Source organism: Dactylosporangium sp. NPDC049140 (assembly GCF_040648435.1).
Genome location: NZ_JBEZDS010000056.1, coordinates 56383 through 69732 on the forward strand (window position 1 = coordinate 56383; position 13350 = coordinate 69732).

12 protein-coding genes and 1 pseudogene are annotated in these 13350 nt (G+C 69.0%); 8 read left to right on the forward strand and 5 right to left on the reverse strand.

The window, feature by feature from the left end; genetic code table 11:
- Both AB0B76_RS49710 and AB0B76_RS49715 read left to right on the forward strand, forming a co-directional pair.
- Complete coding sequence (locus AB0B76_RS49710; RefSeq protein WP_360390389.1) at positions 1-282, forward strand: tyrosine-type recombinase/integrase; 282 nt, start codon at positions 1-3, stop codon at positions 280-282.
- A 107-nt stretch (positions 283-389) separates the two neighbouring features.
- Positions 390-1133, forward strand: coding sequence for a nucleotidyltransferase domain-containing protein (locus AB0B76_RS49715; RefSeq protein WP_360390354.1), 744 nt, complete (start codon positions 390-392; stop codon positions 1131-1133).
- 179 nt (positions 1134-1312) lie between these two features.
- Here the strand turns inward: AB0B76_RS49715 and AB0B76_RS49720 are convergent, their stop codons facing one another.
- Together AB0B76_RS49720 and AB0B76_RS49725 are read right to left on the reverse strand one after the other, a co-directional pair.
- On the reverse strand, positions 1313-2218 hold the full coding sequence (locus AB0B76_RS49720; protein WP_360390357.1) for a zinc-binding dehydrogenase: 906 nt from the start codon (positions 2216-2218) through the stop codon (positions 1313-1315).
- Positions 2190-2324 carry a hypothetical protein gene (locus AB0B76_RS49725; protein WP_360390359.1) on the reverse strand — a complete coding sequence of 45 codons (135 nt, stop codon included), beginning with the start codon at positions 2322-2324 and terminating at the stop codon, positions 2190-2192. The genes AB0B76_RS49720 and AB0B76_RS49725 overlap by 29 nt, the downstream gene beginning before the upstream one ends.
- A gap of 237 nt (positions 2325-2561) precedes the next feature.
- Between AB0B76_RS49725 and AB0B76_RS49730 the strand changes: the two genes are divergently transcribed.
- On the forward strand, positions 2562-3098 hold the full coding sequence (locus AB0B76_RS49730) for a YbhB/YbcL family Raf kinase inhibitor-like protein (RefSeq protein ID WP_360390391.1): 537 nt from the start codon (positions 2562-2564) through the stop codon (positions 3096-3098).
- A gap of 204 nt (positions 3099-3302) precedes the next feature.
- Here the strand turns inward: AB0B76_RS49730 and AB0B76_RS49735 are convergent, their stop codons facing one another.
- Positions 3303-3512, reverse strand: coding sequence for a hypothetical protein (locus AB0B76_RS49735; protein ID WP_360390362.1), 210 nt, complete (start codon positions 3510-3512; stop codon positions 3303-3305).
- Positions 3513-4024: 512 nt separating this feature from the next.
- Between AB0B76_RS49735 and AB0B76_RS49740 the strand changes: the two genes are divergently transcribed.
- Complete coding sequence (locus tag AB0B76_RS49740) at positions 4025-4552, forward strand: hypothetical protein (RefSeq protein WP_360390365.1); 528 nt, start codon at positions 4025-4027, stop codon at positions 4550-4552.
- Between the two features lie 336 nt (positions 4553-4888).
- The gene (locus AB0B76_RS49745) at positions 4889-6592 is read left to right on the forward strand and encodes a tannase/feruloyl esterase family alpha/beta hydrolase (protein WP_360390368.1); all 1704 of its coding nucleotides are present in this window, start codon (positions 4889-4891) and stop codon (positions 6590-6592) included.
- A 790-nt stretch (positions 6593-7382) separates the two neighbouring features.
- On the opposite strand, the gene AB0B76_RS49750 is transcribed toward AB0B76_RS49745, so the two are convergent.
- Complete coding sequence (locus AB0B76_RS49750; RefSeq protein ID WP_360390370.1) at positions 7383-8087, reverse strand: adenylate kinase; 705 nt, start codon at positions 8085-8087, stop codon at positions 7383-7385.
- Positions 8088-8499: 412 nt separating this feature from the next.
- Here AB0B76_RS49750 and AB0B76_RS49755 point away from each other — a divergent pair, with 412 nt between their 5' ends.
- Positions 8500-9222, forward strand: a complete 723-nt coding sequence (locus tag AB0B76_RS49755) for a nucleoside monophosphate kinase (RefSeq protein WP_360390373.1) — start codon at positions 8500-8502, stop codon at positions 9220-9222.
- Between the two features lie 11 nt (positions 9223-9233).
- Here the strand turns inward: AB0B76_RS49755 and AB0B76_RS49760 are convergent, their stop codons facing one another.
- Positions 9234-12005 (reverse strand): LuxR family transcriptional regulator, encoded by a 2772-nt coding sequence (locus tag AB0B76_RS49760; RefSeq protein WP_360390376.1) that lies wholly within the window; start codon positions 12003-12005, stop codon positions 9234-9236.
- Between the two features lie 601 nt (positions 12006-12606).
- On the opposite strand from AB0B76_RS49760, the gene AB0B76_RS49765 reads away from it, so the two are divergent.
- A complete protein-coding gene (locus AB0B76_RS49765; RefSeq protein ID WP_360390378.1) occupies positions 12607-12759 on the forward strand; it encodes a hypothetical protein in 153 nt (50 codons plus the stop codon).
- Positions 12726-13236, forward strand: a pseudogene (locus AB0B76_RS49770) (transposase); the annotation flags it as partial. The gene AB0B76_RS49765 and the pseudogene AB0B76_RS49770, both read left to right, overlap by 34 nt.
- Positions 13237-13350: the final 114 nt, after the last annotated feature.

The following is a 13350-nucleotide window of genomic DNA, read 5'->3' on the forward strand; positions in this document are numbered from 1 at the left end:
CTGCGCAATACGCTCGGCGGACGGATGGACCGCCACGCCGCGTCCCGCCGGCTCAGACACCTGGCCGCGGCCGCCGGCGTGCGGATGCCCAGGATGCGCCCTCACATGCTCAGACATACATTCGTCACGACCATGCTCGAAGCCGGGGTCAGCCTCCGCGATGTCCAAATCGCCGCCCGCCACGCCGACCCACACACGACGATGCGCTACGACCGAGCCCGCAACAACCTCGACCGCCACCCCAACTACATCCTCGCCGCCTACATGACCTGCGGAACCTGACCCAGCGGTTCGCGACCATACATGTGGAAATCCGTTGCTGCGGTAGCGCCGGTCCGTTACGTCTGAGCCTGGCCTGGAGTGTGATCGGCGATGTAGGGGGCGTACGCATGGAGATCCTTGAGCGGGTCCTGGCCCGTGCGGACATTGATCCAGTTGTTCGCGGCGTGATCCTGACCGGTTCGCGTGCCCGCGGTATGGCCACCGCGTGGTCCGACTACGACGTCGTCATCGTGGTTGCCGAGCAGACCGTGCCCTGGCGGCACACCATGCGGACGGCCGAACTGGACGAGGTGGTGTACACGCTGGAGGCGTTGGCCGACACCTCGTTGCACTGGCAGCGGTACGCCTTCCGCGGCGCGCAGGTACTCCTGGACCGGCTCGACGGCGGCATCGCACAGCTAGTTGACCGGCAGGCGAATCCCTCGCAAGAGGAAGCCGTCCAGCAGGCGCGCGCCGCACTGGACGGCTACATCAACCAGCTCTACCGGGCGGTCAAGAGTCACCGGGACGGCTGCGTCGAGGCGGCATACCTGGACGAGGCCGAAAGCGTGCCCTGGCTCCTGGAGACCGTATTCGCGTTGCACGGGCGGCTCCGTCCCTACAACAAGTACCTCCAATGGGAGCTGGAGCACTTCCCGCTCCCCGGCGACTGGAACGCCGCGCTCATGCCGACGCGGGTCTTCGCTCAAGCGTCCGGCCTTTTCCCTGCGGTCGAAGCTTTGGCCCGCCACCACGGACACGCAGACGTGCTCGACGCCTGGGGCAGCGACATCGAACTCATCCGGACCTTCGCAGCGGGACCCGGCTCCCTGCCGCCGAGAATTTCCCGAGCGGTCCGGCAGGCGCGCTGATCTTCCGCGGGTGCTGCGCGCGCCGGTCACGTCTTGAGACGTTGTGCAGGCGTTATTGATCGATGGTCACGATGGCTCCGCCGCCACCAGTTCCGGGCCCGAACCAGCCACTACCAGCGAAGACTCCAACTCTGTGAAGTGCGGCCGGAGTACTGGCGACCGATCACAACGAGGCCATCTCAGTCGAAGACGATGACCTGGCGGCCGACGATACCGCCGCGGCCCAGGGTCTCCAGGTTCTGGTTGATGTCCTCCAGCCTGACCTTGGTGACGTTGTGCTTGATCTGTCCAGCGTCGGCGAGTGCCAGCACCTCGACGAGGTCGTTGTAGTTGGACCAGAACGAACCGAAGTAGGACAACTCCGTTCCGACGAAGGGAAACAGGCGGTGTTCAACGCGGTCGCTCATAAGCCCGACGGACACCATGGCACCTTCGACGCCCAGCAGGTCAAACCCCAACGAGACCGATGCCGCGGCGCCCGCACAGTCCAGGATCGCGTCGATCGTGCGCCGACCGGTGAGCTCGGCGAGCTCGTCCTGGATGGCCTCAACGGACTTGTCACTGGTGTTGATCCCGTGGTGGGCGCCGTTCTCCACCGCGACGGCCAGCTTGCTATCACTGCGGCCGAGTGCGATCACCGTCGACCCTCCGGCAAACAGTCGGGCGTACTGGACTGCGTAAGCGCCCAGACCGCCAATGCCGTTGACGGCGACCGTGCGCCCCGGCCCGAGCTTGCCGGCGTCCCGCAGCTTCTTCAACCCGCGGTAAGGGGTCACACCGGCGTCGGTCATCGGCGCAAGAATCTCCGGCGTCTCCGCGCCCGGCCCCGACACCGGGATCGCGTGCCGGTATTGCACAGCAACGTACTCGGCGAAGCCTCCGGGCGGCCCGAACCCGACCCACCGTCCGTCGCCGCTGCACAAATGCTCGTTGCCCTCGCGACACTGTCGGCAGGTACCGTCACCCCAACTCGGATAGACCACGACCATGTCGCCCTCGGAAAGGGCCGCTGTCGGCGGTACCGCGCTCCCCAACCCGGCGACGCGCCCCGCGATTTCATGCCCAGGGATGTAGGGGAACGTCACCGGAAAACGGACCCTTGAAGTAGCCGTCGACGAGCTGATAATCGCTTCGGCACATACCCGCCGCCGCGACCCTCACCAGGATCTCGTCGGGTTCGATGTCGGGCACGGGAACATCTTCGATCCGAAGGGGTTGCTGATACCCGTACATCCGAGCCGCTCGCATCTGCATCGTTCACTCGCTATCTGTCGCAAGTCCAGGAGTCAGGTCGGGATCGCCAGTCGCCCGCTCCTTCCCCGCCGGACACGACGTAATCCGTTTCCTCGCGAGGTGCAGCGCGGTTTCTACGACTGCGCGGGGGTAGGCAGGCCGGGTCTCCACCGCTCCGCTCAGGAGGGAAGGCTCATGTCACTGGACCGAGCGACCGCGCCGGATCCGATTGACATCCTGCCGGTCCGGCCATCTTTCAAGGTCACCAGCACCGACATCCTCGACGGCGCGCCGCTGCCGGCCCGGCACGTGCACAGGACCGTCGGCGGGCAGGACGTCAGCCCGCAGCTGAGCTGGTCGGGCTTCCCGGCGCAGACCCGTAGTTTCGCGGTCACCCTCTTCGACCCGGACACGCCGAGCGAGTGCGGCTTCTGGCACTGGGTGCTGATCGATCTGCCGGCGACCACCCATGAACTGCCCAGCGGCGCTGGCACGCCGGGTCTGCTGCCGGAGGGCGCGATCCACACCCGCAACGACTTCGGTAACAACCGCTACGATGGTTCCGCGCCGTCAGCCGGCGACGTGGCGCACCGGTACGTCTTCATGGTGCATGCGCTCGACGTCGAGACGCTCGATGTGCCGCCCTCCGCAACCGGGGCGATGGTGAGCTTCAACCTTGCCTTCCACATCCTGGCCCGGGGCGTCATCCGAAGCACGTATCAGGTCATCTGACGCCGCGCAGCCTGTGCCTGATCCGCTTGGGACCCCTCGCCACGGCCAGGCGAGTGAGCGCAGCCGTCTCGCCTCCGGCCAGCCACCGCAGGGTGAATCGGGCTACATCTCGGGATCTGGTGCACGGATCTGCCGCAGACAACCCGCGCCGTGTTTCCAGCCGTCATCACGGTGCGTGAGCGATGTACTGGTCTGATGATCGGCTCAGTTTGCCGCCGGCCGACCGGGTGGGACGGTGATGGTGAGGGGGCCGTCGGCGAGCCGGACGGTTGGAATGTCGGCGGCGGCGGCGACGGTGACTGGGGCGGGTTGCGGCCCGGGGACGGTGAGGGCGATGGCCGGTCGGGTGGTGATGCTCCACGAGCCGCCGGTGATGCCGCTGCTGTCGTACTGTCTGCCCGCAACTGCCGGCACGCCTCCTAACCGTTGAGTCCGGGCAGCATGACGTCCAGCACCACCGCGTCGTACGCGGTCTCCTTCGCCGCCCACAACCTGTCGGTGCCGGAGAAGGCCAGGTCCACCGCGAACCCGTCGACGTAGAGCGCCTGCGGATCGTCTTTGGCAGAACCTCCTCGTCCTCGACGAGCAGCACCCGCATGCGATCACCCCCTTGACCGTCCACTCAAGCCTGCTCCGCATCGAAAAGAAGACGCTGAGAGCACCGCCCCAACGGCTGACCGAGGTCAGCGAGAGATCGGCGGCGGGCCGCGCCGCGTTCAGGCCGTCCTTATGCGTCTTGGCGTAGGTTTGCCCGGATTTGCCGCACCTCGCCGGCCTGGGCGACCGACGTTGCAAGGAGATCCCATGCAGCATGCCGAGGACACCACCACGGCAAGGCTGGCTCGCGGTGGCCGGTACGCCATGCGACCGCCAAGTACCTCCCCACTGGCGCCGCCACCCTTGGCTGGGGGCCGCAAGGACTGGGGTTGGGCTACCCCACCGGCGCGGCAATCCTCGTCACACTGTTTTTCGCCATCTTCGTGGGCTGGCGGTACACCGGACTCACGTTCGCGATCCGCGACATCGACACGTTCCGAGGCGAAGCGCTGTTCTGGGCGGCGATCCTGGTGTCCAACACCCTGGGCACCTCGATGGGTGATTTCCTGTCCGACAGCTCCGGCCTCGGCTACGGCGGCAGCGCCCTGCTCATCACCGCCACGCTCGCGGCCCTGCTCGCCCTCAAGTACATGCCAGCTGTCCCGAACGTCGCCTTGTTCTGGGCCGCCTTCGTACTGACCCGGCCGCTAGGAGCCACGGCCGGTGACTTCCTCACCAAACCCACCACGAAGGGCGGCCTGAACCTGGGCACATTCGGCTCGTCCGCGGTCCTGCTCACGGTGCTGTTCGCGCTCATGGCCTACGCCCACGTCAAGGACCGCAAACACGGCCCCCGTCCCCCCGAGCACAGTGCCGGAACCACCGCCCCCGGCGACCGCCTACGCGTAGAAGGATGACGACGGGAGGCAGGCTAGGCAGCTGCCGTACACCACGCTCCAGGCACTTGCCCGTATATCCCGGGTACCGGTCCGACTTGCTCTCCACACCTACCTGCCTACACATACGCCCAATGGTGGAGGTAGCCATCTGTTTCGTCGCACTTACCCACGCCTAACGCCGCGCAACAGGTGGCCGACTGGGCGCTGTGCAGGGCCGGACCGCGGTTGCCGGGCGGCGACAACGGCGTTTGCGCGCAATCACTTGGACTTGCACGGCTGAGCCGAGATCCGGATTCCGACCCGCGGCGCGCGCAGTGCCGCCATGTCGTGGTTACCGGACCTCGCCAGTCCCCAATGGCGATGATGCATCGACCGGGTGCCGGACGCTCGGCCCGGCGCCGTTCGCTCCGCCGGAGTGTGACGCGGGCAGCGGTGGGTAGCCAGGGGGATCGGTGCACATGCCCCGCGCGGCCGTCCGCTTCGGGAGCAGCGATGCGAACACCTCTGGTTATCATCGGCGCACTTCTGCTGCCGGTGGCGCTGACGTTGTCCGCCGTCGTCGGCGCCGTGCTGCTCACCGGTCACGGCGCCTGCCCGCGCCCGTCCCGACCGTACCTGCCGGGCGCGCGGATCCTCGCGATGTCCACGGTCGCCCGCCCGGGCGCGATGGGCGCGCGGGCCTCCCGTCTCGGCCGGCCCCTGGTCACCGGCGTTCCGGCGTTCTGCGACGTCACGATCATCCTGACGCACCCACCGCTTCGTGACCGGGTCCGCATCGAGGTATGGCTGCCACGATCGACGTGGAACGGCCGCTTCCAGGCCACCGGCGGCGGAGCGTTCGCCGCGGGCGAGTTTCAGCGCGACCTCGTCCCGGCGGTCCGGCGGGGCTACGCGGCGGCGTCCACCGACGCCGGCGTGCCGGGCATGGCCAAGAGCCCGCCTGTCTGGGCGCTGCGCGATGACCGGACGATTAACGAGGGGCTGTTGGCCAACTTCGCCTACCGCTCGGTGCACGACATGAGCCGGATCGGCAAACAGGTGATCGCAAGATTCTACGGTCGGCCGCCCGCCTACTCGTACTTCACCGGCTGCTCGACCGGCGGCCGGCAGGGCCTGCTGGAGGCGCAGCGCTACCCCGGCGACTTCGACGGCATCCTCGCCGCCGCGCCCGCCATCGACTGGAACCGCCTTACCCTGGCCCAGTTCTGGCCGCAGGTCGTCATGAACGAGGCGGGTGTCTACCCGACCGCATGCGAGTTCGCCGCCTTCAACCGCGCCGCGATCGCCGCGTGTGACGGCGACGACAGGCGCCTCGACGGGATCATCGGGCGGCCCGACGCCTGCCGGTTCGACCCAGGCCGGCTTGTCGGCACGAGCGTGCGCTGTCACGGTCGGACGATTCGGATCAGCCAGGCGGACGCCGACATCGTCCGCAGGATCTGGGACGGCCCGACGACCCGTACCGGCGAACGGGTGTGGTACGGCCTGCCGCGCGGCGCGTCCTTCAGCTGGCTGGCCGGCACGGCCAAGCCACTGTTTGGCGCGCGGCGCGGCGCGCCGTTCCCTGTCGCCGCGGGCTGGATCCGCTACTTCCTGCTGCAGCAACCGCACCTCGACGTTTCCACCATCGGCTACCCCGAGTTCGAGCGCTTGTTCGACGAGTCCCAGGCCCGCTACGGCGCCGTCATCGGCTCCGACGAGCCCGACCTGTCCGCATTCCGCGCCGCCGGCGGCAAAATGATCACCTGGCACGGCCTGGCCGACCCGGCGGTCTTCCCGCAGGGCACGGTCGACTACCGCCGCCGAGTCGAATCCGCCATGGGCGGCGCCGAGGCTACCGATCGGTTCTACCGCGTCTTCCTCGCCCCGGGCGTGGGGCACTGCTCCGGCGGGGCCGGACCCGTCCCCACCGACCCGCTCGCGGCGCTCGTGGACTGGGTCGAACACGGCCGCGCGCCCGACACATTGCCGGCCGCCAGCACCGGCGTGCATCCGAACATCAGTGGCGTCCTGTGCCGCTACCCGCAGCAGGCAACCGCCGACCGCCCCTGTCGCTGACGGACCCGACGGTCGCCGACCGCCTACGAATGCTCGTCCCGCCGGAGGCCGGAGCGCGAACTACGCCGCGACGATCACGGAGCTGGTCGCCTCGGTGATACGCGGCCGCGGCACCTCGGACCGGCCCGAGGCGTACGCCGCGAGCGTCGTCGGTCGAGTCGTCCCCGACCTGCTCGGCTACGTGGTGGGTTCACCGGCAGTGTTCGGGTTCGCGGGGTTCAACGGTCGCCGGCTCGCCGATAACGCCCCGGAGGTCATGTTCTCTCCCTCGCAACGAACGCCGCCGTCCCCAGTGGACTGGCGGTTGGCGATGGCCAACGCAGCCAGTCCACCTTCCCTTACGTCATCCCTGCCCGGTAAGTAACGACACTGATCCCCGCTACCGGGATCTCTACGACAGCGCCGCGCGCCGCACCGGCGAGGGCTGGACCGTGCAACGGTGGCTGCGGCATTGGCTTGACACCCGCACCCGGATCCGGCCGACGACCCGGCTGCATCGCCGGCTACCGCAAACCCCACGCCCAGGTCTGGACCGAAGGTCGCGTCGAACATCATCTGCGGTCCGCGCTACGCCGTCCTGTTGCACGTAGAGCACCCAGCCCTGCAGCGGCGTGAACCGCCCGTCACTCGGGCATCGCGGGTTCGCGGCTCGCCGTCCTCGAACACAGCGGGCATCTGGGCCACATCGAGGAGCCAGCAGCGTTCGCGCAAGCCGTGGTGACCGGCCTTCTGCCCGGCTGAGCCACGCAGGCAATCGGGTGCGCCGACGGCTACTGCTCCGGCGACCTCGCTACGACACCGCGGCCACCGGGTCCACCAGGGCGGGGTCGATGCTCGGCATTGCCTCGACGAACTCGAGCGCATCGAGGATTGTCGTGGTGACCTGGTCGGGGGTGCGCATCCCGTCGACGGAGAGCAGGATGTCGTGACGGGCGTACCGGTCCAGGACCGGGCTCGTCAGCCGGTGGTAGAGCGCCAGGCGCCGCCGGATCACGGGTTCTGTGTCGTCCTGGCGGTGCTCGGTTGCGGCTCGGGAGAGCAGCCGCCGTACCACCTCGTCGTCGTCGGCCCGCAGGTGCAGCGCGACGTCGGGGGCCATCCCGAGTTCGGCCGCCATCTGGGACAGCGTCTCGGCCTGTGCGGGCGTCCTCGGGTAACCGTCCAGGACGTAGCCCACGCCGGTCGCCTTCGCCGCGATGAACTCCTCCCGGACCATCTCCAGCACGATGTCGTCGGGTGCCAGGGACCCGCAGTCCAGGTGCCGCCGCACGGCGCGACCGAGGTCTGTGCCGCGTGCGACATGGCTGCGCAGAAGGTCGCCGATGGCGATGTGTGGAATGCCGAAGTGGGCAGCGATACGGGAAGCCTGGGTTCCCTTCCCGGCTCCGGGTGGGGCGATCATCAGCAGCCGCACGGGGTGTCTCCTCGCAGTCGTTCGTCGCGGACCGTTCTGTGCGCGATCTGAATGCTGCTTGGTGCGGCCGGGGCACGGCATGGGTCACATAACTACACCCCCTGGGGTCATCATCCCCTGGCGTCATCCGGGCCGGCCGTCTGCCGGGGCCAGCGGTACGTCAGTGAGCCGCCATGCATGCCCTGTCGGCGGACGAGCCGGAGCTGCCGACAACGCCGCTGCCGGTGCAGTCATGTGACACATGCACCGGGGCCGGTGGCCGTCACACCATGCACCTATGGCCACCGACCGATCCCGAATATTGCGCGCCCCGTCAGCGTCGCGCTGTCCGCCGACCGCCGCCTACGGGTCGTCGCAGTCGCCGATGGCGCCGTGGACCTCCGGGCAAGGATCGTCGCCGAAGCCCACTCCACCAGCCCAGCCGTCGATGAGCCGGGTCGGTGGCGGTGGGACGGACACCGAAGCAGTCGCCCCCGAGGGAGGGAGACACGAGATGCGGATACTGATGCTCGCGCCACCGGGTGTGGGCAAGAGGACGTTGGGCGCGGTGATCGCCGCCCACTTCAACGTCCCGCACATCGCGATGGGTGAGTTGCTGCGGGCCCACGTCGCCCGGCATACGGACCTCGGTCGTGCAGCGCAGGCTCACCTGGACCGCGGGGAATCGGTACCCGACGAGGTGGTGCTGGACGTGGCCCGCCGGGAACTCACGGCGGCCAGGGCGGGCGGCGAGTACCTGCTCGAAGGGATGCCGCGCACGCTGCCCCAGGCACAACAGGGCTACCGGATCGCGCTGCACCTGGGGATGACCGCGAACGTCGCGCTGTACCTGAGGGTCGATGACGACGAGCTGGTTCGGCGCCTACTGGCTCGAGCCGCTCTCGAACGCCGTCAGGACACCGAGGACCTCATCCGCGATTGGCTCGGGCTGTACCACCAGGCGACCGAACCGCTGGTTTCGTGGTACTTCCAGCGCGGCATCCTCGTCATCGCCGACGCGATGAGGCCCACCATCCAGGTCGGCAGGGAGATCGTTGCCGCACTCGAGGCGATGCGGCCACTGCTCGACCACGTCCCCGAGCAGCTACGCCAGTCCGTCGACCTCACTGGGCTGGAGGCCGGGTCCGGCCCTTCGGCAGACTCGGGCCTGTCCGGGATCCCCTCGCTGTCGTCCCTGAAGGAGCGGCTCCGTCTCGGTGCCGACGAACGCCGGTGAGGCATTGGTGCTCAATCGTCGTCGGGTGAAATCGTCTCCAGCGCGTCGCGCAGTGCCGCACGAGAGGTGATGCCGAGCTTGGGGTACAGCCGGTGCAGGTGGGCGCCCACCGTCCGATGGGACAGGAAGAGGCGTTGGCCGATCTCTTTGTTCGTCATCCCGGTGGCGGCCAGCGTGGCGATCTGCCACTCCTGAGCGGTCAGGGTGGACGTGTGGGTGCCCGGTCGAGTGGCGGTGGCGACCCCGCTGGCACGTAGCTCGTTGTGGGCCCGTTGTGCCCACGGTCGTGCGCCGAGCCGGTCGAAGGTTTCGGTGGCCGCCCGAAGGTGCATCCGGGCACGGGTGGTGTCGCGGGTGCGGCGCAGCCATTGCCCGTAGGCGAGGTGGACACGCGCGTGTTCCCACGGCCACCGGTCGGCGTCGGGCAGTGACAGGGCGGCCTCGAACAACGGGCCGGCATGGTCGTCGTCAGCGGCCAGGGCCGCGGCCCCGGCGGCGATCAGCGCGGTGTGGGAGGAGTAGTGGGCGAGGCCGGCCTGCTGGGCGGCGGCGACGTGGGCGCGGGCCTCCTCGACCCGCCCGGTGCGCACGTCCGCCTCGACCAGGTCCAGGACCATCCATCGCGCAGGGATGCCGGTGCCGGGGATGTCTGGCTGGCTGATCCAGGAGGTCTCGGCGTAGGCGCCTTCGTAGTCGTCCTGGCCCAGGGCCGCGATGGCGCGCGCATGCCGGGCGAATGCCTGCGTCAGCCCGAGGCCCCGCGGCGCGGCCCAGGTCATGACCTCGCTGGTCAGCGACCGGGCGAGGTCGGCGTTGCCGCGGACGGCGGCAATAAATGCCGGCCTGATCCGAAGCTGTGCCTTGAGCAGGTGATAGCCGTAGGTCGCTGCCAGGTCCAGCCCCTCCTGCACCATAGTCTCGGCCTCGTCCCACTGCCCGTGGTAATAGGAGTCGATGGTGAGCAGCACCAGTCCGGTGAGCACCAAGATGATCGCTCCGCCGTCGCGTTCTTGTTCGATCATGCGCTGGACCAGGTACCGATGGTCGGACAGCACGTCCATCCGCACGGCTGCGAAGGCCAGGGGGGTGAGCCACTGGGGTGCCGCGTCGGTGGGCAGGGCGGCGAAGGCCCGGGCGAGGGCCTCGCGTATTGATACGGGGGTTCGGGCCGGATGGGTGAACGCGTCGTAGCACAGCCGCAGGGGCGTCGCCAGCTCCGGGTCGAACCGGCCCAGCGCGCTGCCCAGAAGATCCCAGAACGTGGTCCGGGCGGCGTAGATACAGACGAACAGCAACGCGTACAGCAGATCGTCGATCCACGTACTGGTGGTCCCGGCGGTGTCTGCGTCGTCGAGCGCCCGGGTCAGCAGGCGATACGCGCCATCGACATCGCCGTCGGCATGAAGCAGGTAGACCGCCGTCGCGGCGGCGAAGACCGATCCGCGGCGCGTACCCGAGACCGATCTGGCGTCATCCGCCTTCCGGGCGTCGGCCAACAGTCTGGTCACCCGATCCAACGGGCCGGTGCTGCTCGCCAGATACGCGGCCTCGATCAACCGGCGGGCCCGGTCGGCCGGCTGCGGGCTGAGCTCGGCCGCGCGCACCAGCGCGGTCAGCGCGGCGCCCGTACCGTCGCGCCGGAACTCGGAAAGGAACGCCTGCTCCAGCGCGTGGGCCACCATTTCGTCCGGGCCGGTCGCGGCTTCGGCCAGATGCCACGCCCGTGCGCACGGATCGTCAGAGACGTCGGCCAGAGCCGCGTGCGCCGAGCGACGCTCGCCCGGCGAGGACAGCTGCACGATCGTCGAGCGGATCAGCGGAGGGCGAAACGACATATGGCTGGCGACCGGGTCCGTGCAGATCAGGCCGGCCTGTCGTGCCGGCTCGAGATCGTCGACATTCCCACGACCCTGGGCGACCGGCAGGAGCGTGGCCACACTCGCATCGGGCGCCAGCGCGGCCAGCAGCAGCAGGTGCTGGGTGGGTGCGGGCAGACGCTCGATCGCGGGGGCGAAGGCGGCTTCAAGCCGCCGGGTAAGCGGCAGGAACGTGGGCAGCGGGTCTTGGCCGGCGCGCTGCCGACCGGCCATGGCCGCCGGCAACTCGCGCAGCGCGAGGGGGTTACCCGCAGCCTCGTCGAGCACTCGCCGCCGCACCGGCGGTGCCAGGTCCGGATGCCGAGTGTCCAGCAGGGTGGCCGCTGGTCGCTCGGCCAACGGTCCGATTTCGCGTTCCGGCAGCCCCACCCGGTCGAAGAGGGGAGGTGTCTCGGTGCGGGCCGCAGCCAGGAAGACCACGGGAGTGTCCGCGAGCCGGCGGGCAACCAAGCCCAGCACCGTTGCGCTGGCGCGATCGAGCCACGGCACGTCGTCGACCAGCAGCACCGGACGTTCGGCCGCGGCCTCACCCAGCAGCGCCAGCACCGCCATCGAGACGACCAACGGATCCAACGAGGCCGCCTGAGCAAGGTCGAAGACGGCGTGGAGGACGTCACGCTGGTCGCCGGCCAGCCGGTCAGCCCCCTCGCGCAGCGCGTAGAACAGCTGGTTCACCACCGAGTAGCTGACCTCGGCCTCGGATTCCACCCCGGAGGCACGCAGCACCCGCATCCCGGCCGCTTCCGCCTGCACCGCCGCGGCCTCCAGCAGCGATGTCTTGCCGACCCCGGCCTCGCCGTACAAAATCAGACTGGGACCAGTCGAGCTGTGCCCGGCAAGCAACGCCGCGATCAGCTCCAGCTCATCCGTGCGCCCCAGCAGGCCGGCCTCGGGCCTTGATCCCATCAGCTGTCCCCGTGTGGATGATGCTTGTTGGGAAGACGTTGATGATCGACCGGAAATCTGTGGCGATCACCGCGCGAGGATCCCTTGCTTCTGCAACCTTAGCGCCCTTGATCAGCTGATTCTCACCCGCTGACCGTCGTCGGTCCGCTGGCGAGCCGGAAATGCCCGTTGGTCCTGCCCGGAGAGGAACGCGCCGGCCGGTCGATCTCACCATGCTCGGCCTCGCGTTGACCGAGCCGCCACCGCCGCGTCGGCCTGAGGCCCAGCCTCCGATCACTCCTGCGGCGTCCGCGCGCTCAGGACAGGTCCCACGACGCTGGTGTGCCAGGAACACGGTCTCCGACGAACACCGCGCGATGTCGTGCAGGCCCCGCTCGTGAGCCGTCTCGGCGAGTGCAGACGCGGTTTCGGAATCCGTGACGCCGAGGACGAGCCGTAGGACCTCGGCCGGAACTCCCTGGTCGAGATGCTGCTGTGCATAGTCGACGAGATCGCGATCGTGCCGGCCGCGTGTGGGACAAGGGGGTCAGCAGCAGCACCAGCAGGACGGTGGCCAGGGCAGCCGCGGTGGTCATCGTGGCCAAGGGTTGCGGTCGCCGAAGTGACCGCCGAGGTTCGTGCCGGCCAGCGCGGCGGCGACACCTACCGCGCTGATGTGGTGATCGGCGCCGACGGGCACCGCAGCGTCGTGCGCGCCGTGGTCGCCCCGGACAAGCCCGAGGCGAGGGCGCCAAGTTCTGGCTGCACGTGCTGACCGAGTTGAAGAACTGCGGTGTCGCGGACGCGTGCATGGTGGTCTGTGACGGGCTGAAGGGGCTGCGATCGAAACGGCCTGGCCCCTCGCGGTGGTCCAGACCTGCGTCATCCATCTGCTGCGCAACAGCTTCCGTTATGCCGGCCGGCAGCACTGGGACGGCATCGCCAAGCGCTGCGACCGGTCTACACGGCTGCGACCGAGGCCGCGGCAAGGGAACGCTTCGCCGAGTTCACCGAGGTGTGGGGCAGCCGATATCCGGCGATCGTAAGGCTGTGGGACAACGCCTGGGCAGAGTTCGTGCCGTTCCTGGCCTTCGACACCGAGATCCGCACAGTCGTGTGTTCTACCAACGCGATCGAGTCGGCGAATGCCCGGATCCGCCGGGCCGTCCGCGCTCGCGGGCACTTCCCGAACGAGGCCGCCGCGCTGAAGTGCGTCTACCTCGCGGTGATGAGCCTCGACCCGACCGGCAGTTGAGTTACACCGTTTAGTTGGCTCTGGCGCAAAGACGGTGGTGGTCTCGGCGCTCATGCGAGCAGGATTCTGTGTCGTAGCAACGGGAATCCGGCTCTGCCGTACATTTGGCGC

Excerpts from the sequence above, each read along its gene's own strand:
- AB0B76_RS49715 (WP_360390354.1), top strand. The coding sequence starts at position 390 with ATGGAGATCCTTGAGCGGGTCCTGGCCCGTGCGGACATTGATCCAGTT.
- AB0B76_RS49730 (WP_360390391.1), top strand. The coding sequence starts at position 2,562 with ATGTCACTGGACCGAGCGACCGCGCCGGATCCGATTGACATCCTGCCG.
- AB0B76_RS49745 (WP_360390368.1), top strand. The coding sequence starts at position 4,889 with ATGGCGATGATGCATCGACCGGGTGCCGGACGCTCGGCCCGGCGCCGT.
- AB0B76_RS49750 (WP_360390370.1), bottom strand. The coding sequence starts at position 8,087 with ATGCCGTGCCCCGGCCGCACCAAGCAGCATTCAGATCGCGCACAGAAC.
- AB0B76_RS49755 (WP_360390373.1), top strand. The coding sequence starts at position 8,500 with ATGCGGATACTGATGCTCGCGCCACCGGGTGTGGGCAAGAGGACGTTG.
- AB0B76_RS49760 (WP_360390376.1), bottom strand. The coding sequence starts at position 12,005 with ATGGGATCAAGGCCCGAGGCCGGCCTGCTGGGGCGCACGGATGAGCTG.